The sequence below is a fragment of the Nitrospira sp. BLG_1 genome, from assembly GCF_047338595.1.
Classification (GTDB): domain Bacteria; phylum Nitrospirota; class Nitrospiria; order Nitrospirales; family Nitrospiraceae; genus Nitrospira_D.
On record NZ_JBLFBO010000025.1, the window covers coordinates 1 to 21,584 of the forward strand.

The 21,584-nt window shown below is 53.5% G+C and carries 19 protein-coding genes; all 19 read left to right on the plus strand.

From position 1 onward, the window contains the following. The first annotated feature begins 245 nt into the window (after positions 1 to 245). The 19 genes from ACMTNU_RS14945 (at position 246) to ACMTNU_RS15035 (ending at position 21,240) form a co-directional block, all read left to right on the plus strand. Positions 246 to 1,541, plus strand: a complete 1,296-nt coding sequence (locus ACMTNU_RS14945; RefSeq protein WP_413936074.1) for a nucleotide sugar dehydrogenase — start codon at positions 246 to 248, stop codon at positions 1,539 to 1,541. A 214-nt stretch (positions 1,542 to 1,755) separates the two neighbouring features. Continuing rightward, positions 1,756 to 4,098 (plus strand): secretin N-terminal domain-containing protein, encoded by a 2,343-nt coding sequence (locus tag ACMTNU_RS14950; protein ID WP_413936075.1) that lies wholly within the window; start codon positions 1,756 to 1,758, stop codon positions 4,096 to 4,098. After that, the gene (locus ACMTNU_RS14955; protein ID WP_413936076.1) at positions 4,095 to 4,601 is read left to right on the plus strand and encodes a type II secretion system protein; all 507 of its coding nucleotides are present in this window, start codon (positions 4,095 to 4,097) and stop codon (positions 4,599 to 4,601) included. Before ACMTNU_RS14950 ends, ACMTNU_RS14955 begins: the two co-directional genes overlap by 4 nt. Next, on the plus strand, positions 4,576 to 4,977 hold the full coding sequence (locus tag ACMTNU_RS14960) for a prepilin-type N-terminal cleavage/methylation domain-containing protein (RefSeq protein ID WP_413936077.1): 402 nt from the start codon (positions 4,576 to 4,578) through the stop codon (positions 4,975 to 4,977). The genes ACMTNU_RS14955 and ACMTNU_RS14960 overlap by 26 nt, the downstream gene beginning before the upstream one ends. 145 nt (positions 4,978 to 5,122) lie before the next feature. Continuing rightward, positions 5,123 to 5,818 (plus strand): LysM peptidoglycan-binding domain-containing protein, encoded by a 696-nt coding sequence (locus ACMTNU_RS14965; protein ID WP_413936078.1) that lies wholly within the window; start codon positions 5,123 to 5,125, stop codon positions 5,816 to 5,818. Positions 5,819 to 5,862: 44 nt separating this feature from the next. After that, positions 5,863 to 7,077, plus strand: coding sequence for a type II secretion system F family protein (locus ACMTNU_RS14970; protein ID WP_413936079.1), 1,215 nt, complete (start codon positions 5,863 to 5,865; stop codon positions 7,075 to 7,077). A 49-nt stretch (positions 7,078 to 7,126) separates the two neighbouring features. Further along, positions 7,127 to 8,854 carry a GspE/PulE family protein gene (locus ACMTNU_RS14975; protein WP_413936080.1) on the plus strand — a complete coding sequence of 576 codons (1,728 nt, stop codon included), beginning with the start codon at positions 7,127 to 7,129 and terminating at the stop codon, positions 8,852 to 8,854. Between the two features lie 253 nt (positions 8,855 to 9,107). Further along, positions 9,108 to 9,854 carry a hypothetical protein gene (locus ACMTNU_RS14980; RefSeq protein ID WP_413936082.1) on the plus strand — a complete coding sequence of 249 codons (747 nt, stop codon included), beginning with the start codon at positions 9,108 to 9,110 and terminating at the stop codon, positions 9,852 to 9,854. A 1-nt stretch (position 9,855) separates the two neighbouring features. Then, a complete protein-coding gene (locus tag ACMTNU_RS14985) occupies positions 9,856 to 10,485 on the plus strand; it encodes a PilN domain-containing protein (RefSeq protein WP_413936083.1) in 630 nt (209 codons plus the stop codon). Positions 10,486 to 10,488: 3 nt separating this feature from the next. After that, positions 10,489 to 11,061: a type 4a pilus biogenesis protein PilO gene (gene pilO, locus ACMTNU_RS14990; RefSeq protein WP_413936084.1), complete on the plus strand. Its 573-nt coding sequence runs from the start codon at positions 10,489 to 10,491 to the stop codon at positions 11,059 to 11,061. A 2-nt stretch (positions 11,062 to 11,063) separates the two neighbouring features. Continuing rightward, complete coding sequence (locus ACMTNU_RS14995) at positions 11,064 to 11,651, plus strand: hypothetical protein (RefSeq protein ID WP_413936086.1); 588 nt, start codon at positions 11,064 to 11,066, stop codon at positions 11,649 to 11,651. 7 nt (positions 11,652 to 11,658) lie between these two features. Next, positions 11,659 to 12,201 (plus strand): hypothetical protein, encoded by a 543-nt coding sequence (locus ACMTNU_RS15000; protein WP_413936088.1) that lies wholly within the window; start codon positions 11,659 to 11,661, stop codon positions 12,199 to 12,201. 232 nt (positions 12,202 to 12,433) lie between these two features. Beyond that, positions 12,434 to 13,486 carry a UDP-glucuronic acid decarboxylase family protein gene (locus ACMTNU_RS15005; RefSeq protein WP_413936090.1) on the plus strand — a complete coding sequence of 351 codons (1,053 nt, stop codon included), beginning with the start codon at positions 12,434 to 12,436 and terminating at the stop codon, positions 13,484 to 13,486. 250 nt (positions 13,487 to 13,736) lie between these two features. Next, positions 13,737 to 15,047: a glutamate-5-semialdehyde dehydrogenase gene (locus ACMTNU_RS15010; RefSeq protein ID WP_413936091.1), complete on the plus strand. Its 1,311-nt coding sequence runs from the start codon at positions 13,737 to 13,739 to the stop codon at positions 15,045 to 15,047. Continuing rightward, positions 15,048 to 16,832 carry a hypothetical protein gene (locus ACMTNU_RS15015; protein ID WP_413936092.1) on the plus strand — a complete coding sequence of 595 codons (1,785 nt, stop codon included), beginning with the start codon at positions 15,048 to 15,050 and terminating at the stop codon, positions 16,830 to 16,832. A gap of 161 nt (positions 16,833 to 16,993) precedes the next feature. Beyond that, on the plus strand, positions 16,994 to 17,170 hold the full coding sequence (locus ACMTNU_RS15020; protein ID WP_413936093.1) for a hypothetical protein: 177 nt from the start codon (positions 16,994 to 16,996) through the stop codon (positions 17,168 to 17,170). A gap of 422 nt (positions 17,171 to 17,592) precedes the next feature. Continuing rightward, on the plus strand, positions 17,593 to 19,773 hold the full coding sequence (locus ACMTNU_RS15025; RefSeq protein WP_413936094.1) for a type I secretion system permease/ATPase: 2,181 nt from the start codon (positions 17,593 to 17,595) through the stop codon (positions 19,771 to 19,773). 10 nt (positions 19,774 to 19,783) lie between these two features. After that, entirely contained in the window at positions 19,784 to 20,767 is a 984-nt protein-coding gene (locus ACMTNU_RS15030) for an HlyD family efflux transporter periplasmic adaptor subunit (RefSeq protein WP_413936095.1), read from the plus strand. A gap of 32 nt (positions 20,768 to 20,799) precedes the next feature. Beyond that, a complete protein-coding gene (locus tag ACMTNU_RS15035; RefSeq protein WP_413936096.1) occupies positions 20,800 to 21,240 on the plus strand; it encodes a hypothetical protein in 441 nt (146 codons plus the stop codon). The last annotated feature ends 344 nt before the right edge of the window (positions 21,241 to 21,584 follow it).

Genomic DNA, 21,584 nt, shown 5'->3' on the forward strand with positions numbered 1-21,584 from the left:
CCTCTTCAAACTGTTCCTGCACACGTTCTTTGGTTACGTTTCGCCCTAATTACCATATATTAAGGCACCTTTTTCTCTAAATAGAGGGCCCAATGTGGAATTAGGGTATGTAAAGGGGGGGGACAGGGGCTGCTACAGAAAGATCTCTATAAGAAGACCATACAATTCTTGACGATCCAGATATCTTCTGCCATTGTTATCACCGTTCCCACCATATTTGACGTCTTGGAGGATGTGAGAAGGATATGAATAAACGGCAAGCACGTTCTATTGCAGTGGTCGGATTGGGTTATGTCGGCCTCCCAATTGCTGTGGCATTCGGAAAAATTGGTCCGGTTATTGGATTTGACATTAACAAGAAGAAAATCGAGGAATTGCAAAAGGGGATTGATCGGACCGGCGAAGTGTCAAAAGAGGATCTTGGTCTTGCTCAGGTCCGATATACTTCGGAGCCAGCCGATCTGAAATCCGCGAACTTCATTATTGTCGCAGTGCCCACACCGATCAACGATGCGTTACAGCCAGATCTGACAGCGTTACAAAAAGCCTCAGAGCTGATTGGGCGAAACCTGTCTTCGGGTGCCATCGTGGTCTACGAGTCAACTGTCTATCCTGGTGCAACAGAGGAAATCTGCTTGCCTATTTTGGAAAAAGTCTCGGGTATGAAGGGTGGGGTTGATTTTAAGTTGGGTTATTCGCCGGAGCGAATCAATCCAGGAGATAAAGAGCATACACTTGCCAAGATTATCAAGGTTGTATCAGCGCAGGATCAAGACGCTCTGGATATCGTAGCTGATACCTATGCGCTCGTTGTTACGGCAGGCATTCATCGAGCATCCGGAATCAAAGTAGCTGAAGCTGCCAAGGTGATCGAAAATACTCAGCGAGATTTGAATATTGCATTGATGAATGAGCTGTCGTTGATTTTTCATCGACTGGGGATCGATACCAAATCAGTTCTCGAGGCTGCAGGGACGAAGTGGAACTTTCTTAGGTTTTCCCCAGGCCTCGTCGGTGGCCATTGCATTGGTGTGGATCCGTATTATTTGACCTCAAAAGCGGAATCTGTGGGGTATCATCCAGAAGTCATTCTTGCCGGCCGTCGTATTAACAACGGGATGGGCAAGTTCGTGGCGGAACAGACTATGAAATTGCTCAGTCAGTTATCGCGCCCGGCCAATGAATTGCGTGTAGGGGTGCTTGGTTTGACGTTCAAGGAAAATGTGCCAGACCTTCGCAATAGCAAAGTGCCTGATATTATCCGTGAGCTTCATGAGTACGGCGTGCAGGTGCTGGTCCATGACCCCATTGCTGAAGAGGAAGAAGCGATGGCAGAGTACGGCATTCACCTGGTTGAGTGGGACCAGCTCAAGGATCTTGATGGATTGATCGTGGCTGTCGCGCATAAGCGGTTTTCTGATTTGAGCCTTCAGGAGCTATTGAGACCGCTTCGGAGCCGCAACCAGGGTGTTCTGATCGATGTCAAGAGTATCTTTGATCCGGTTCAAATTCCTCCCTCCCTAAAATATTGGCGATTGTAGGAGCAAACATTGATTGGTGTGCGATAAGGGAGAACCTGCAAGTAACTACAGTCATGCTTCCATCCGAATGTGAGCGGAGAGTTCACCCAGTTTCCCTTCCTTCAACTTCTGGCCTTTTCCTTTGAGCCCGTTTTGATCCGTAGTATAAGAAATTGATGGAGGGGTGAGGGCACCCTTCGCTTCTACCCATTTCATCCCGTATGAGAGAGGTGTTGTGATTTCTCATCGGAAAACCTGTCCCTATTTTCACCTCGTAGGCACTGTGCTGGGTTTTTGCGTCTTGTGGATTACGGGCTGCTCGTTCTTTGTCTCGCCGGATGTCAAGCGTGGAGATCAGCATCTGGCTTCAGAGCGATGGGAAGAGGCGAGTCTTGCCTACAAGCAAGCATTAAAAGACGATCCGTTCAATGTTGCTCTGCAGGGTAAGTATGCGCTGGCTCGTGAGCGTGCTGCCGCGGGACATGCCGAACGAGGCCGTACCCTGCTCAAAGAAAAGCAGGTTGATCTCGCACTGGAGGAATTCAAGCGCGCGCTTGCGATCGAACCTTCGAACGCCGAATACCAGGCGGGATTTCAGGATACGATTCGTGTGAAAGAGTCCCGGTCTCAGTATCTTGAAGCTGAGCGATTGGCACAACTTGGACGAACTGATGAAGCATTGAGCAGATTTGCACGCGCTGCAGAGCTCGACCCCACATACCAAGAGCCATTAGAGAGCATCAGTCGTCTCACTGAGGAAGAACAAGCTCGTACGAGAGCCGAACGTTCGAGACAGCCTGTCACACTGAAGTTCAAGAATGCCGGTATCAGGGAAGTTTTGGAAGGCGTGGCAAAGGCTGGTGGATTCACCCTGATTTTTGACAAGGATGTTCGGAACGACCCGATTTCAATCTCCGTTCAGGAGACACCGTTCGAAGACGCGTTGCAGCTGATTCTCAATAGTAACAGCTTGTTCTCCAGGCAGGTCTCGCCAACAGTATTGGTGGTTAGCCCAGATACCAGGCAGAAGCAAGAGCAGTATCAAGACCTAATGATTAGAACGTTCTATTTGTCGACGGCTAAAGCTAAGGATATGGTGCTGTTGCTCAAGAGTATGTTGGATTCGAAGCGGATGCACGCAAACGAACAGCTGAATGCCATTGTCATGCGTGATCAACCGGAGAAGTTGGAACTTGCCGAGAAGATTATTTTGGCCAACGACCGATCCGAGCCGGAAGTGCTCTTTGATCTGGAGGTGCTGGAGGTCAATCGAACAAAAGATCAGAAGTATGGACTAAGCTATCCCAAGCAAGCCGGAGCCGGGTTGGTGGCGGCAGGGTTCGCAGGGCCATTGGCGGCTGAGGCGGTGCATATGACGTATCGGCAACTGACCGACCTCGGACCCAGTAATTATCTCTTCAAACTGCCGACCACGATGTTACTGGATTTTTTCAAGCAGCAATCCGACGCCAAGACCCTCGCGTCACCGAAGGTCCGCGTCATGAACAACAAGAAGGCGGAGATTAACATCGGAGATAAACAACCGATTCTTCTTTCAACCACCAATGTGCTGCCTGGACAAGCCACAACCGGAGCCGTTCCGACGACGTCTACAGTCACATCGATAGAATTTCGGGATACGGGTGTCAAGTTGACCGTTGAGCCTTCGATCCGACTGAGTAATGAATTGTCGTTGAAGATGAAAGTCGAAGTTGTTCGAGTTGGAGAGAAAGAGATCCTCCAGGATGCTCCCCGCATTCAGCAATTCAAATTTGGTAACCGTTCAGCAGAAACGACCCTGAGTATGCGTGATGGGGAGACGATAGTTCTCGGAGGGCTTCTGCAAGAAGAAGACAAACGAACAAGAGTCACGGCTCCATGGATCGGAGATTTGCCGCTGATTGGAAATATGCTGAGCTCATTTGAGACAAAACGTGTCACAACCGAAGTGATTCTCACCATTACGCCCCATATTGCTCAACCGACGCTTCTCCCTGGTGGCGGCCATCACGCGTTTTGGTCTGGTACGGAATTTAATTATGCGACTCGCCCCATCTTTCCTGGTTCCGCTAGAAGGCTTTCGACCTTGATGCAAAATGAAGATGGGAAGGCATTCTCTCGCGATGGGATTTTGGATAAGGGGAATGGACAGCCGAATATGGGTCGCTCGTTAGGTCAATCGGCGACGCCTGGTCCTCAAGTGGTGATCAAGCCGGAGGACTCGATTGTTCAATTCGGTAAGGAAGTCACGCTTTCCATCATAGACGGGCAAGTCCGCCCATCCGACGAAAGCGGGTTTAGACTGGAATACGACCCCAATATTTTGCAGTTCAAGCGATTGGACGATGCAGAGTTGACCAGGAGTGGGGAAATTGGGGGGGAGGGCCGTGAAGGTGACGCAGGTACCATCATGTTCCGCTTGGCTCGTTCAGCTGGACAAGCCAAACGGACCGTGGGGGTCACTTTTCTTGCCAAGGCGCCCGGAGTATCCCCGGTTCGCGTGGAACTGTTTGATTCCAGGAGCTCGGTGCAGGCATCACTTGGAGTCGTGGGGGCGGGTGTGGTGCGAGTCCGGTGAGGGAGGATGGGCTCACCCTAGTTGAGATTCTCGTTGCCATGACGATTATTGCGATTCTGGCGTCGGTGGCGATGCCACTGAGTAAGGTCTCGACGAAACGGACTCAGGAAATGGAATTACGTCAACAGCTTCGAACGATTCGAAGCGCCATTGACTCGTTCAAGTTGGAATGGAACCGTGATGGGGATGTGTTGTTGGGACCTGCCTGTGTGAAGAATAGGTTGGTCTGTAAGGAAGTTTCAGGTCAGTATGGTTATCCCAAGACTCTTGAGACCTTGTTGGGAGTAAAACTGACGGGGGAAGAGGCCACAGTTCGAGGTACGACGATGAGACGGTACTTACGGAGCATGCCGATCGATCCATTGACTGGGAAACCGGACTGGCGGTTGCGCTGTTACAAGGATCAAGCCAAGCCAATCAGTTGGTGTGGTGAAGATGTCTATGATGTCATGACACAAAGCGAGGCGGTCGCAATTGATGGCTCCAAATATCAGGATTGGTAGAGTAACCGGATGGAATGCAAATGGCTTCACGCTGGTCGAACTCATGATTGTTGTGTCCATCATCGGCATTCTCGCTACTATCGCAGCTCCGTCCTACCAGTCCTCGTTGATTAAGGCGAGAGAAACGGTATTGCGGCAGGATTTGTTCATGCTGCGTGACTTATTGGACCATCACCGTGCGGATCAGGGGAAGTATCCGTTATCGTTAGAGGGGTTGGTGGCGACGGGGTATCTTCGGGCCCTCCCCAAAGACCCGTTTACGAATTCTTCCAGTTCTTGGCAAGAAATCAGCGAGCCAACTGAGGGTGGTATCTTTGACGTGTATTCAGGGTCGGATCTTATTGGGACCAATGGGGTTCCCTATAACAAGTGGTAATTCAGGTATGAACTTCGACGGTCATACATTATCTTGCGTATGCAAGGCTTTCGGATGGAATCAGGTATGGAGAACTTTTGGTCTTGGGCTGATTCTTCTCAACCTTGTAGCTTGTCGTGCGTTTGATCTGCTTGGTGATCCAAAGATGTCGGATCTTCAGCTCACGGCCGATGTGCTCAATGGATCATTGAAAGATGCACAGCGCACGATGGCGGAATTGCGTGCCGAGGTCGAGGTGCGAAACCAGGAATTGGCCGAGGCTCAGGTGGTTCGGGCGCAGCTTGACGGGCGCGTTCGAGAAGCAGAGCGCCGATTGAGCGAGGCTCGACATGTGATTGGTTTGCAACGGGAAGAGTTAGCTGAGTCCAGGGCTGATCGAGAGCGAATCGCACGGACGGGAGCAGTACTCCAGAGCCAGCTCAAACAGCTACGAAAGCAACTATCACGGATCGAGAAGCAGGCGGCTGGAAGTGTTGCTCCAACAATCATGGATCTTCCGGTAGAGAAGCAGCTGAGAGCAGTGCCGGTAGGTACGAAAGAGACCCTCTCGTTCAGCGATTCTCCAGACGGCCGTCGAGTCCTCTCATCATTGGATGAGGCGATGTCTGGCCAAAATTCGGTTGACCGAGAAGAGGTTCCAACTCAATCATTGATACTCGCCACACGCTCACAAATCATGATCAAGCACGGAGATACACTCTGGAGCCTTGCCCAACGATATCATACCTCCGTGCGTCAGCTTATGGCTCTCAATGCGCTCTCCACAGATTATATTCAAGCGGGGCAGAATCTTTGGTTGCCGGAGTCGGTTGCTGATGGATCAGAAGCCGAACAAAGGTAGTCCTGTTGGCGCAATTCACTGATCGGGGGTGAAGGGCCGGAGCTATGGCAGTATTTGCATACCGAGTCGCACGATCTGACGGATCCATGATCCAAGGCTCTCTGGAAGGAGACGGGGAAGCGGCCGTTCGCGCGAAACTCGAATCACAAGGACTGCTGGTTTTTACACTCCATCGCCATGGAGCCAACTCAATACCAACCCCACGATCGTGGTCGTTCGGTGGGCTTCCTCTCGGGCAGTTCATGATCTTTAATCAGGAGTTGTTGGCGCTTATCAAGTCCGGGTTGCCGATCTTGCGAGTCTGGGACTTGTTGATCGATCGTGCGGGGCATCCAGGATTTCGACAGGTGTTGCGAGAAGTGAAGGAAGATATCAGAAGTGGTGCCTCTGCTTCGGAGGCATTGGCAAAACATACCTCGTATTTCCCAGATCTCTACGTGGCGACCATCAAGGCAGGTGAGCAGTCTGGCAATCTTTCGGAGGTGTTGCAGCGATATGTTGCCTATCTGAAACTGATGATCGGGCTTCGTCAGAAAATGACAAAGGCGATTTCCTATCCGATCTTCCTCATTGTGATCGGCATGGCCGTGATCGGATTCTTGGTGGCCTATGTGATGCCGACGTTTGTTTCCGTCTACGGAGAGACGGGGAAGACCTTGCCATGGGCAACACAGCTGCTGTTGCAGCTGGTTGCACATGCAGAGGTATGGGGCTTGGCTGCGACGATCGGCCTGGCCGGTGTAATGCTTGGAATTCGCACCTATTATGCCACTTCTGTAGGGCAGCTTACGATTGACCGTTTCATACTGAATCTTCCATTGGTGGGAACGGTAGCGGTTGAGCATAACACCGTGCAGTTCACGAGAACATTGGGGACCATTTTGGCCGGAGGAACCCCGCTTGTAGATGCGTTACAGGGTGCACGGGCAGCCGTCTCAAATCGCTTCATCTCCTCTCGTTTGGCTGGAGCCGTTGAGGAAATTCGAGAGGGAACAACCTTAGCGGATGCCTTGGCGCGCTGTCAGGTACTGCCCAAGCTTATGATTGAAATGTTGTCGGTCGGTGAAGAGACGGGGGCACTGGAATCCATGCTGAAGGATGTGGCGGAATTTTACGAAGCAGATATTGATACACGGCTCGGCCAGCTTACGACTTGGATGGAGCCGGCGTTGTTACTTGTGATGGGAGTCCTGGTGGGCGGGATTGTGATTGTGATGTATCTTCCTGTTTTTCAGATGGCTGGAACTGTGGGTGGGTAGATAGACCGTAAGAGTGAGGGAGCATCGATGAGGTTTCGGGAGCCTGTGTATGTCGCGTAGCCTAGCGCGGCCCAGCTTGGCAGAGGTCTTGGTCGGTCAGGGTGTGCTTACGAGGCACAAGGTGGAAGAGGTCTTTCTCCGCGTGAAGGGAGTGCCAGCTACCTTGGGGAAGGCTTTGATCGATGCCGGACTTCTGTCGGAAGACCAGCTCGCTCATGCGCTAGCCAGTCAATACGGGCTGACGTACGATCCATTGACGAACTTTCGGGTCGCTCCTCAGTACTATGAGTCCATCTCGATCAAATGGATGCAGCGCGTTCCTTTTGTGCCTCTGCACGAGCAGGCAGGGGTGCTGACGATTGCCGTCGCGGAACCTCACAACCTGCTTGGACTGGACGAACTGGAACTATTGATAGGAAAACCGTTGGAGCTGGTTGTCAGCTCCAGAAGTGCCATCTTGGCGGCGTTGGAACGCAGTGAGGGGTCGAGTCAAGTACTCCGCGAGTTTGAAGCGGAGTATCGATCGGTCTTGGTTAAAGAAGATGAGCGAGGGGAAGAGATACTCGCGCTGGATCATGCCGGAGAAGACCAAAGTCCGACGGTCAAACTGCTGGACTCAATTCTATTGAACGCCATGCAACGCCGAGCGAGCGATATCCATATTGAGGCGGCGGATCGTGCGACCAATGTCAAATTGCGTGTCGATGGGATTCTGGTTCCGGCCATGGATCCATTGGACATTCGATTGCACGCGCCCCTGGTGTCTCGTCTCAAAGTCATGTCGGAGCTCGATATTGCGGAGCGCCGTGTTCCGCAAGACGGAAGTTTCCGTATGAGGCTGGATCGAAAAACAGTGGATTTCCGCGTGTCCATATTGCCGAGTGTCTTTGGGGAGTCTGTGGTCATCAGAATCCTGGATCGAGATTCCATTGCGACCGGAGTCTCGGACTTGAAGCTTGAGCGGCTTGGCTTCAATCCGGAAGATCTGAAGCGATTTCGAAAATCGATCACGCGCCCGCATGGCATGGTGTTGGTGACCGGGCCGACTGGAAGCGGGAAGACCACAACCTTGTATGCCGCTATCTCGGAAATGAACACGATGGAAGACAAGCTGATCACGATCGAAGATCCGGTCGAATACCAGCTGTCGGGCGTGGTGCAGATTCCGGTGAATGAAAAAAAGGGGCTCACCTTTGCCAGAGGTCTTCGGTCTGTTCTCCGTCATGATCCGGATAAGATTATGGTCGGCGAAATTCGCGATGCTGAAACCGCGCAGATCGCTATTCAGTCAGCCCTAACAGGACACCTAGTGCTTACGACGGTTCATGCGAACAACGTCTTTGATGTCATTGGCCGGTTCGCTTCGATGGGGATTGACGCCTATAATTTTCTGGCCGCCCTCAACTGCGTGCTGGCGCAACGATTGGTTCGAATCCTGTGTCCGTCGTGCCGGACTCCCATGAAAGCCCAGCAGGCTCTGATTGAGGAGTCAGGGTTGGACTATAACCAATACAAGGACACGCTATTTTACGAAGGAACAGGGTGTCCGCAATGTCATGGGACTGGATACCGAGGGAGAAAATGCATCACGGAATTTCTGGATTTGACAGACGAGATCAAGGAGATGATTCACGCGGAACGCCCCCTCTCGGAAATTAGATATCGGGCGGTCACTGATGGAATGATTACGCTTCGGCAGTCGGCTCTCAAAAAGGTCTTGAACGGCGAGACATCCCTTCGCGAGATCAATCGCGTCACGTTCAGCGAGGAAGGCTAGTGAAATGTGGGATTTGCTCGGGCGTCGTCCGCGACGGTGTTTAAAATTTGGCACTGACTGGCTCGGATGGGCGGAGTGTGAGCGAAGCTGGAGTGGGCGCCTTCACCAGAGATACGGCATGTCTCCCCTTCAAGTAGGAACGATCAAGTCTTCACCCACAGTTGACAATGTGTCACAAGCATCGATATTGGCTCCGCAGATTCGTGCATTAACCGGCGCAGATGAGAAGCGTTGTATCAAGAGAGGAGCCTTCTTGTCAGAACTTCCTCGGCGCATCGCGGTTTTGCTTCCTGATACGGCGGTGCGAACGGCCGTTCTGCATCTCGATCAGGTTCCAACCAGACGTGAGGAGTGCGATGCGTTGATTCGGTGGCGATTGGGGCAAGAACAGATCTTTCCGCTGACTAACGCGAAGGTTGTGTCGCAGGTCTTTAGTGGTCATGGTGAAGGTCCGGAGCATCGGTACACGGTTCTGGCTGTGGCCATTCAGGAGTCGATCCTCAGGCAATACGAATCACTCTGTGAATCAGCTGGACTGACTCCTTCCGAGGTGGGAATCACCAGTTTGCGGCTGGTTGATCTCTGGAAAAGGATTTCACGGGGAACGAGCTGGGTAGGTCAGGACTTGTTGTGGATTACACTATCCGATCGATCGCTGACAATCATGATCTTTCAGCGAGGGCGAATCGCATTTTACCGATGTAAACTGTTGGGCCTGGATGCATCGGAGATAGCGGCCAGTGTCGATTCCCTGAACAGGGTCCTTGACGAATGCCGTGCTTCGCTCGATATCTGTCAACAGCAGTATCCTTCGATTGACATTCATGATGCGGTGATCTGCGCGGATGGGGAGATAGACTCGTTGCAATCAGAGCTTCAGGAACAACTTCAACTTGTCGCCCAACAGTTCAGTTGGAAGTCGGTCGAGAAGCTTGGATGGGGGGCGAAAGGGAGCCAGCAAGGCATGGCGTCACTGGTCGCAATTGCAGGGGTCTCATAGCATGGCTCTGAAGAGGTCGTGGAGCACATGGCCCGTTGAATTCTTTGGGCAGACGGGATCATGGAATCATGCCGGACGGCAGTTCGAGATCAACCTATCCAGCCGGTATCGCGCGGAGATGGCAACTTATCGGACATGGTTGATCAGTGGATGCATCGGACTTCTCTTGGGTATCACCTGGAATATCTGGCAAGGAGTCTTGATCTATGAGGAGAGCCAGATCATTGAGGGTGAACTGGAGCGAGTTCGTCAACTGGATCATCTGGTGATAGCTGAGGCCAAGAATGAGGGGATTGACCTATCCGAAGGTGCGTTGAAACGATTGTCCTCCGAAGTTAATCTGGCGAATCAGTTGCTCGAAAAGCGGACATTCTCTTGGACCACGTTTTTAACGGAATTGGAGCAAGCGATCCCTCCACGCCTCTCGCTCACGAGTATTCATCTTGATCAGGCTGGCAAGACCGTTCAGCTCACTGGAACTGCGACGAACCTGGAAGAGGTTACGGCTTTTACGGTTGGACTCCAAAATCATGCTACGTTCAAGAATCCGGTGTTGGCTCAGCACCGAGTCGGGTCGAGTGGGATGGTGGAATTTGATGTGACGGTGCAGTACCGGCAACCCGGAGTGTGAAGAGTGAAAGAACGTCTGATTGCTCTATTGCAGAACCCCTTTGCCCCGTTGCTACCGTGGGGTGTCCTGGCAATTGGGCTACTCGTGGTGCTGATTGTCGTGCATGCTGTTGGGCTGGCAAATCTCCAAGTGAAGCGACAACGGGTAGAGACAGAATGGGGAACTATGCGCCAGTCGTTGGTGCATCACCGAGAAGCGAGGAACGCCACCAAGGATCTGATTCAGGTATGGGCGTTGCTTCCCAGTGAGCGAGACTTTAGCCCATTGGCGCTGGGAATTTCGGATGAGGCCAAGCGTGAGGGGGTCGTCCTGCCTGCATTGTCCTACAAGACGGAGCCTACCACTGTCGCCCATACGACCAAAGGGTTGTTACAAGGGTCGATGAGTGGGCGATACGAGGATCTCCGTCGATTCATTCATGACCTGGAGACGGCAGACGAATTGTTGCTCATTGAGGACTTGGAGTTGAATCGAATCGGAGGTCTACAGAGTGCGGTTCTGACTTTCAATATTAAAATTGCAACCTATCTCAGAGCGGAACACGAAAAACGGAACCCGCAGGAGACGACTCACTAGCCATGGATGCAACGAAGAAAGTGATGATGGCAGGTTCGCTGATCCTCGTATGGGCCACGTTGGCAGTTTTGCAGTGGAATTTGCTGGAAGCGCCAGTTCGTGTCCCCTTGACCAATGTCACAGGCCCAGCAACGGGAGGTCGTCAGTTGGATGGAAGAGGGGGAGGGTTGCAGGTCAATCTGAGTCTGCTCAAGGCCACAGAGATGGAACGTGACACCACGTATATGATGCCTCGAAATATTTTCTCAATGACGGCTGTCGAGGGGACACTCCCGGTGAATGCTGACGTGGTTGTGCCCAATCAGGAAGAGACACCTGCAACGGGGATCCTCGTGGATCAGGGGGGGGGCACAGAGTCGGGGCCGTTCAGATATTTGGGGTTTTTGCGCATGGGAGAGGGGCCACGGAACAGTCAGTCTGTGGCGGTACTTCGAAAAGATGACGAAGTCTTGGTGCTCAAGGTCGGTGATCGCATTGACGAGCGTCTGGTGCTTAAAAAGATCACCCCTGAGAGCGTGACGGTGCGAGATGCTGGTACACGGACAGAACAAACGGTCGCACTGTCAGACGAGGTGGATGGTCAGGAGTGACATAAAGATGAGGCGTTCTGCAGCATGGCCGAGAGGGACGGAGACAGGATTTTCCTATCTCATGGTTATGATGGCCGTGACCCTCATGGGGCTCTTGATGACCGCCGCCGCGAAGCAGTGGAAGACGATGATCCAACGAGAGCTCGAGATAGATTTGCTGGCCAAAGGCATGGAGATTCAAGCGGCGTTAGCACTGTACTCGACAACGGCAAAGGCAGGACGGGTCACTCCAGGAGAAGTCTATCCACAAACGCTTGCTGAGCTGACACGGGCCCCCAAACCGTTTCTCAGGAAGGTGTATCTTGATCCAGTGGGACATGGCGAATGGGAATTTATACGAGCCCCGACGGGAGGGATCATGGGGGTCCGAAGCAAGAGTAAGCTCAGACCTATCAAGCAGAACAACTTTCCTCAGGTGGTTCGTCATTTCCAGGGCAAACCCACGCACTATGATTGGGTGTTTCAACATCCCAACCCATCTCAGGGAGGGATGCTTGGGGCAACTATACTGTCCGGTGCGGGACCGGGACGGGTCCCCGTTGTGAAGTAGACTCTCATTTAGATGCCGGTAGGACTTCCGATATTGAGCGTTTGAGCATTCTCAGATTCACGAGTCTGGAGTGTTGAGTGCGTTGAAGATTGAGGGGGCATCCTGGGATTTCGACGCATCGTAGGCTTCAGCGGTGCTGACATAAGTGCAATCATGCGGTGTCGAATGTGGCCAAGCCGAAAGTTTCCGCATCCTTTGGGGTGCGTAGTTCATAGTAGAAGGAATATGATATATGCGTGTATTGATAACAGGTGGGGCGGGGTTCTTGGGGAGTCATTTAGCCGAGACGCTCGTTGGTCAAGGGCATCATGTCATCAGTATGGACAATCTGAGCACCGGCAAAGTGGAGAACATTGCCCATTTGATGGGGAATGAGTTGTTTTCGTTCGTGAAGTACAACGTCTGTGATTATATTCATGTCGAGGGCCATCTTGATGCGGTGATGCATTTTGCCTCTCCTGCGAGTCCCCAGGATTATCTCGACATGCCGATTGCGACGATGAAAGTCGGTGGATTGGGAACCCATAAGGCCTTGGGGCTGGCGAAAGCAAAAGGGGCGAGGTTTCTCATCGCAAGCACATCGGAAGTTTATGGGGATCCTCTGGTCAATCCGCAACCTGAGTCCTACTGGGGGAACGTCAATCCTATTAGCCCACGGGGTGTCTATGATGAGGCCAAGCGCTTTGCCGAGGCAATGACCATGGCGTATCATCGCTATCATGGTCTTGATACAAGGATCGTCAGAATTTTTAATACGTTCGGACCAAGGATGCGACCGAACGATGGCCGTGTGGTCTCGAATTTCATCGTACAAGCGATTCAGGGAAAGCCGCTCACGGTGTATGGGGATGGCAATCAAACCAGAAGTTTTTGTTATGTCGATGACCTTGTGCGTGGCATCATTGCCCTGCTCCTTGTGGATTCCGACAAGACGCTTGAGCAGCGAACCGACCGGAAATCGTTCTTCGGCACGCAGGAGGCCGATCATATCGGCAGTGTTCATGACCCGGTCAATATCGGGAATCCGAGAGAACTGACGGTACTGGAGATCGCCAAGGAAATTCTAAAGCTGACGCGCTCGTCGAGTCAGATTTCTCATCATCCCTTGCCGACTGATGATCCGAAAGTGAGACGGCCGGATATTACCCGAGCAAAGATGTTTCTAAAATGGGAGCCTCGGGTTGAGCTCGAGGATGCACTCGTGAAAACCATCCAATACTTTCAAAAGACATTAGAGGGGTTGCTGAAAACCTCCTTGGAATCGCATTCTGCCTCGATTGCTTGAATCAAAGGCTCATGAAGATGAGCTTGCGGGATATAGAGGCCGTCTGATAAGGCTCCGTGCCCGCATCCTGTTATTCCTATCATCGCTAATGAACGATGCCAGCGTCCAGTTTTAGCATTCAGTTAAGCTGGCAGTCATCAACGGGCTGAAGGTCTTCTCAGGCATCGCACAGTTGTCGAGCGCTTGACCTCTTTCTTGTCCTCGCGGTATTGTCTGCATCTTTCTCAATCGTCAGTCACCGGTGAGAACTATGGAAGTACTGGGTCAACCCGTTTCAGCATCAGACAGTGAGCCATCGAAGCCATTATCGACGGTGGAGTATGTCGTCGAGCTGGTTTCCAAGGCCAAACGGGCAGCCAGACGACTTGCCGCGCTACCAACGTCGACCAAGAACCAGGCACTTTTGGCCATGGCAGATGCGTTGGAAGCGAAATCGGACGAATTGATCACGGCAAATGAGGGAGACCTTGAGGCCTTTGGGACTACCAAGGACAAGAAGGCCATGGTGGATCGCTTACGGTTGACCGACAAGCGGATCAAGGAGATGGCGGTGGGGATTCGCGAAGTGGCGCAGTTGCCAGATCCTGTGGGGATGATGTCCACCATGTGGACAAGGCCTAACGGGATGCAGGTGGGACGGGTTCGTGTGCCGATCGGGGTCATCGGAATTATTTATGAATCGCGCCCGAATGTGACAGCTGATTCGGCTGCACTTTGTCTCAAATCAGGCAATGTTTGTGTCCTGAGAGGCGGCAGTGAAGCGATTCATTCCAATACGGCCATTGCAGCCATTCTGTCAGACGCATCACAAAAAGCAGGTATTCCGCCGGGCGCGATTACGTTCGTCGATCGTGCCGATCGTGAGATCGTACCGGTCTTGCTCAAACAGGATCAGTCTATCGACTTGATCATTCCCCGTGGCGGCGAATCGTTGATGAAACTCATTGCCGAACATTCAACCATTCCCGTGGTCAAGCATGATGCCGGTGTCTGCCATATCTATGTCGATGCTGCAGCTGATGTTGCCATGGCTGAAGCGATCTGCCTCAATGCAAAGGTGCAGCGCCCATCAACCTGCAACGCCATGGAAACACTGCTGGTCCACCAGTCGATCGCGCGCACGCTCTTGCCGACGCTGGCGGCTGGCCTCCGGGCAGCCCATGTCGAAATCCGAGGGTGTCCCAAGACCTGTCAGTTGATCTCGGAGGCTCAACCAGCTAGCGAGAACGATTACGGAAAAGAATTTCTGGATCTCGTGTTAGCTGTGAAAGTCGTCAAGAACATGGATGAAGCCATGGAGCATATCGCGCAGTATGGTTCTCGACATACGGAAGCGATCGTGACGTCGGATTATGGGCGGTCGATGCGATTTCTCAAGGAAGTGGATGCCAGTGCGGTGCTGGTGAATGCCTCCACGCGCCTCAATGACGGATATCAATTCGGTCTCGGAGCCGAGATCGGGATCAGTACGTCACGGATTCACGCACGGGGTCCGATGGGGTTAGAAGAGCTGACCTGCTCAAAGTTCATGGTTCTGGGGAGTGGCCAACTCCGCGAGTGAATGTTCTCGGATCCCATTGCATGTGCCCTGTTTACTCCTGGCCATCTTCGCTTTCAATCCACCCGTACGCTCGCTGAATCTTTCTATAAGATGGGCGGATACGTTGAGACGTTGCCGACGGGGCACCTTGTATTTTATCGTCCTGATGGCCGACGGTTTCTCGCCACTGATCCCACAGGCCAGCCTCTCCATGAATGCGAATGGGAATTGAATGCGAACGGGGGAGTTTCGCTGATACGTGCACGCGTGCAACTTGATTGGGGATGTTGGGTCGGAATAACCCCTGCCGGTTTAGTGAATGAAACCAAGGTGAATCTTGCCACGAAGCCCAATTGGCAACGAACCACTCCAGAGGATCTTCGTGGTATGGCAGCGAGGGCGTTACGGATGCCGCTCGAAGAGGTACGGTGGTTTTATCGGGATGAAGATTTTGCCATTGATCCCACCGGGCTGGTGACGATCCGCCAGCGAAAAGATGCCTTGTCTGTGTTAGACGATGGAGGGTTTGAAACCGCGCGTTTTATGTCCTGCATGGGTGCGATGCACTGGGATGAAATTGATTTCCTCCCAGTCGTCGAGCTGTTCAAGTCGCTGTTACCCGGGACAGGCTCTGCGGTGTTGGAACTCATTCGTGCCCTGTATGATGATCAGCAACGAGGGCGTTCGGCGCTCAGGCCGTTACGCTATCGCGGGATCCCGCCCTATCCATCAGAGGCGGCCTTTCGGTTGTTCAGCGCGTTCTTCACGCCCCAATCAGGAGGAGCCGGGGATCCGTTTGTCGATTTCATGAATCCTTCAAAGTCGCAAGTCGTCACCTGGCTGCCCGCCGATCATCCACCGGTCCGTTATTTTGATGGACGTCAGGGGGTATGTATCACGGTGAAAGATGGGGTCGCGCAGAAGGCGATCCTTGCGGCTGATACGGTAGGTTTGGCATACGTCAATCCACTTGGTCGTCGCGTGCTTCCGCTTGATCGCAGCCTGCGAATTGACGGTCAGCAGCTGATTCTTAAGGATCGTGAGCGGGAAATGATCGTCTCTTTACCGACCGGTCTTCATGTTCAGACGGCACCATCGCCCAGGCAACAGATAAGTCCTATTGACTGGCGGACAGTCTTTGTGCCGGAGCTTTCTGGTATTCACCCGCGCGAAGCGTTTGGCGCAGTGCTGTTGTATCCGGACGGCTCTGAGGAGATCAGCGAACTCGCGGCACAACCCTTTGTGGCCGATTATCTGGACGATCTGGGAGAGCAGGATCGCGAGATCGGGCGGATACGATCGTCGGCGGAACGAGTGCTCATTGTGAACGGGGATGCAGTCATTTCCACCTGCGTGCTCTTCGACCGGCCACGAGACTACACGGTGAGCGTTTGCCACATGGCTTATGCTCAGCGTCAGGCACAGCAGCTGTGGACTCAGTGTGCTGAAATTAATCGATGGGACTGGTTGCCACGAATACGCATGGGCGCCGCCGATGTGGTGGAGGACTCGATTGTTCGTCATGGTCCGTTTGATCTCCTGTATCTCTGGTTTTCCTATAACGCATTTGATTCTCTAACGACCATGGCGACAACCCTCGCAAGTGCAAGCCAAGGGCTGAGACGGGGAGGCGATGCATTTGTAGTCGGCCCCGTCGGCGTACAGGCAGTGCTGGCATCGGAACGGTGGCAGGTCTGGTGGAGCGAGTCAGTGGCAGGGCTACCAACGTTCACCATGCATAAGACGATCTTGCCCAACGCCAGGCTGAAAACAGGGCTTACGCTGTTCCATCTGAGGCGGTTATAAGGTCCTCCGAGAAAGTTTTGGCGGCCTAGGTAGCGATCTTAGCGAGAAGCTGTGGCTTGTCGGGGATGAGTCTTGTAGAATTCGGAAGATCTGCCCCCGCACTCGTTTGTGTAACGCTGTGGTGGAGTGAGCATGTGGACAATTGATGGAGGAGGAAAATTATGCCAAGCGTACTGGACAAGGTGATTGAGAGGGAATTGCGAAAAGAATTAAGAGATGCGCTGGTAAGGTTTGAGCAGCAATTGCGACAGTCCGGCGTGAGTGATGACAATATCAAGAACCGGATGCGAGGCGCCAAGCAATTTGTCGCGTTTCTGTATGGGCGATACCTCGGATAATCATAGTTTGGTGGTCTTGGTAGTGGACGAGGTCGGCCGATGAAAAACGTGCAGCCTATCCGGTTAGTGGAGGACCGTGCTCGCTCCAAGAGGTGAAACTGAAATGCCCATCGTGAGAGGGGATATTCGGTTGAACCCTTTGCTTGGCTTGATGTTCCCCTTTGTTTATCGATGCCACGCCACGCATAGTGAGCCGAAAACAGAATCTTGAGGGAGGAGCCGGACTGGCCCCGTGCAGTTGCCAGGCCTGTGTCGTCACATCGTAACCGTTAGGTTGCAAACGCCTGATAGCAAGCCGATGCTCAGTCATGGACAATGCGAAGGTGAAATGAGAACGGGAGCCTGTGAACATGGAAGCGGTACCCCTGTGCTAATCCTCGAAAATATTTGGCCATCGCCCACCTCTCCCCTAAGATGGCTGCATGTCGGCTGCTTCGGAGACGACCGCTTCCCAGCCATCTGATCCAATCCCCTCACCGCTTGAGTCGGATGAGTCCGATACAGGGTTGCTCTGTCTCCTGATCCTCGCGCAGTACTATGATCTTCCTGTCAATGGCTCGCAGCTTCGGTATCAGTTTGCCCGGTCTGGACAGAAGCTTTCCGAGACCGAACTGCTCCGTGCTGCCAAGAATCTTGGATTGAAGGCCGGTCTCGTCACGAGTGAGTGGAACAAGCTACAAGAAGCTTCCCTTCCCGCCATGGCCAAGCTTGTGGATGGGGGCTATCTGGTGGTGGCAAAAGTCGAAGATGAGAACGTGCTGGTTCAGAATCCCACAGAAGGCTACTCCCTCGTCCTCTCTCGTAGCCGGTTCGAGCTGATCTGGACGGGCGAGTTAGTGCGTGTGACGAAGCAGGTCACGATCCGTCTTCATGATCTCAAGTTTGATCTGACCTGGGTGATCCCAGGGATCGTTAAGTATCGCAAGTTGTTCGGCGAGGTTTTGATCGCATCGGCATTCCTCCAATTCGTTGCCTTCCTCACGCCGTTCATAACGCAAATGGTGATCGATACAATACTTGTGCACAAGAACCTCACGACGCTCTCTCTGCTGGCTGGTGGCATGATCGCGCTGGCGGTCTTCGAAGGAATCCTCGGTGGACTCCGGACCTATCTGTTTGCTCATACCACCAACAGGATGACGGTCACCCTTGGTGCCAGGCTCTTTCGCCATCTTCTGGCGCTGCCTCTCGCCTATTTTGACAACAGGCGCGTGGGCAATGCCGTGGCCTTGGTGCACGAGTGGGAGTATCTGCGTCAATTCGTCACCAGCCATTCCATGTTCGTACTGCTGGAGGCTCCCTTTACCGGTATCTTCCTCGCCGGCATGTGGGTCCTGAGCCCCCTGCTCACGCTGGTGGTCACGCTCTCGATTCCGATCTACGCGCTATTGTTCTTCGCCATGACTCCGTCGATACGGGCCTGTCTGCGCAACCTGCTCAATCGAGGAACAGACAACCAGGCATGTGTGGTTGAGGCCGTCAGCGGCATCCATACAGTGAAAGCCGTGGCGAGTGAGCCGTCGTTCTGGCGAAAATGGGAGACACAGCTGGCTGGTTATGTGCAGGCCAGTGTCCGTGCCACCAGCTTGAGCACGATGGCTCGACATGTCGCGACCGGGGTGTCCCACGTCACCATGGTGGTGGTCCTCTGGGTCGGGTCCTTTCGCGTGGTTGATGGGCAGTTGAGTATCGGGCAGTTGATCGCCTTCACGCTGTTGTCGGCACACGTGACAGGCCTCATGCTGAGATGGGTCAATCTCTGGCAGGAGTTTCTGCACGCGGGTATTTCGGTCCAGCGACTGGGGGACGTATTAAACCGGCAGCCTGAACCTTCCTATCACCCCAATCGGATCACGATTCCACAAGTCCAGGGGCAGGTCCGGTTCGAAGACGTCACGTTTCGATATCGTCAGGATAGCCAGGCGGCTGTCCGCAGGCTGTCTTTTACGGTGGAGCCTGGTCAGGTTGTCGGGATCGTTGGACGTTCAGGCTCAGGAAAAAGCACGATCGCCAAACTGCTTCAGTGTCTGTATAGGCCTGAACAGGGACGAATCCTGCTGGATGGTGTGGATCTGGTGCAGGTTGACCCGGCCTGGCTGCGAAGACGGTTGGGTGTCGTGTTGCACGAGAACTTTTTGTTCAACGGGTCGGTTCGGGACAACATCGCAATGACCGATCCTGGTCTGTCGATGGAACAGGTCATTCAGGTAGCAACATTGTCCGGAGCACACGAGTTTATCGCTGAGCTCAGAGATAGCTATGACACGCAGATCGGCGAGCAAGGTTGTGCGCTTTCGAGTGGGCAGCGTCAACAGATTGCGATTGCTCGTGCCATCGCTGCGGATCCTCGCATACTGATATTCGACGAAGCCATGAGCGCGTTGGATGACGCAGCTGAAACGATGCTTCAACAGAATATGGCTGAGATCGCTCAGGGTCGCACGGTATTCATCATGGCCAGCCGGTTGAGTGCGGTCCGTCAGGCCCATCGTATCTACACCATGGATAAAGGGGAGATTATCGAACAGGGCGCATATGCCGAACTGCTCGAACGCGAGAGGGCCTCTTTACAACCCTTGGTATCTCACGTTGGGGTTCAATGATGAGGCAGTCATGGGCTTCGGTTTATTAGGAAGACAGTGGAGCGTCTGGAAAGCGGCCTGGCAGGCTGAATCAGGTCAGCCTCCCAACAGGGCTGTTCCAGAGGGACCTGTCGTAGAGTTTCTTCCAGAGGCCTTGGACCTTCAGGCGACGCCTCCCTCTCCGATCGGCCGAGCGCTGTTGTGGACGATTCTGATCGCATTCGCGACTGGAGCGATATGCACCACGCTGCTGAGAATCGACTCAGTCACGATGGCTCACGGAAAGGTGGTTTCGAGTGGAGACGCGATGCCTATTCACCTGTCCGAAACGGGAGTCGTCACTGCGATTCACGTCCAAGAGGGACAAGCGGTGACGCAGGGGAACGTCTTGATTGAACTGGATTCGACCAGGAAGCTCGCGGAAACGGAGCCACAGTCTCACACTCTGGTTTCAGAGTTTCAGCGGCCGGCACAAGAAGCAACGCAAGCGGAACAGAAAGCCGGCTTGCAGCGGGTGCGCTCGCCGATTGATGGGGTGGTGCAACGACTCGCCGTTCAGGCAGTAGGTACGGTGGTGACGCCGGCGCAGCCGGTGCTCACGGTTGTGCCGTTGAGCCGCTTAGTGGAGGTCGAGGCGCAGGTCGAGAGTAAAGATGTGGGTGTCGTCCATAAGGGGCAGCCGGTTGAGATCAAGATTGTCACGTTTCAGTCGGTGCACCACGGGACTGTTTCCGGTCATGTGCTGAGGGGGCCTGATAACAAGATGTTGAACGCACAGGTCGGACTCGTGTCTTCCATCAGGGTCGGTCTGGATCGTTCGACGATTCAAGTCGGGAGCACAGAGGTCAAGCTTCTCCCCGGTATGGCGGTGGCGGTTGAGATCAAGACCGGGCAGCGTCGCATGATCGAGCATCTCGTAGACCCCGCACTCGAATCCGCGAAGGAACGGGTGAGGGACTGGAACACACTCGTTGATGCTGTGCGGGGTTTCCTCACTCGCCGAAATCTGTTGTGAGGCTGAGAAACGAACGGGCGAAGGAGGCAGCAGTGAGAAGAAGACGGCTGGCTATGAAGCTGAGCGTTGGTATCCTGTTATTCAGGATGCTGCTGATGGTGGGAGTGAACGGATGGGCAGCTGAGCCGGTGACAGGAATCGGCTCGCTCCTGGTCAATCCCAGCGCCGTGCATCGAAAGGTCGTCAAGCTGGAAGGGGTGGCGAAGAATGTCGTTGTCCATGCCGGAAGTGAACTCGGGACCAAGCAGTCATTGTGCGGGGCTGAATTCCAACTTGAAGACAGCAGTGGAACGATTACTGTGCTGTATCGTTCCCGATGTCAAGTCGGAGCGTTGCGCGCGACGGTGGTGACAGAACGAATGCTGTGTGTGGTGGAAGGGTACATGGAGGCACCGCCGACGATGGTACGAACACCGGACGGGAAGGACCTCGGCGTCCGTATCATGGCCCATACCGTGACCCCGGTACAGTAGGAGAGAGCAGCACAGGCGACGTGGTGATCCCTCAAGAAGCAAGCCAATGAGCGGTATCGGACCTTGGGTTGTGCATCCTGGTAATGGGACAGATTGCTGGTTGGGTTGATGTGAAAGGGTCCGTACCCCCCGTACATGGTTGCCCGCTGAGCCAAAGTGCCAGGCATCAAGCCTCTTCCCTTGGGACGTTCATGTAGGCTGTCAGCCACTGGCTAGGCGTGAGTGACTAGGAGGCACGCCAGGCTGATCACCATGGCGTCCGCGCTGCGCATATAGAGAAGGCAAAGTTGGAATAGGCGGACACAGAGCGGCAAAGAAGGTCAGAGTTTGACCTCCGGTGGTGC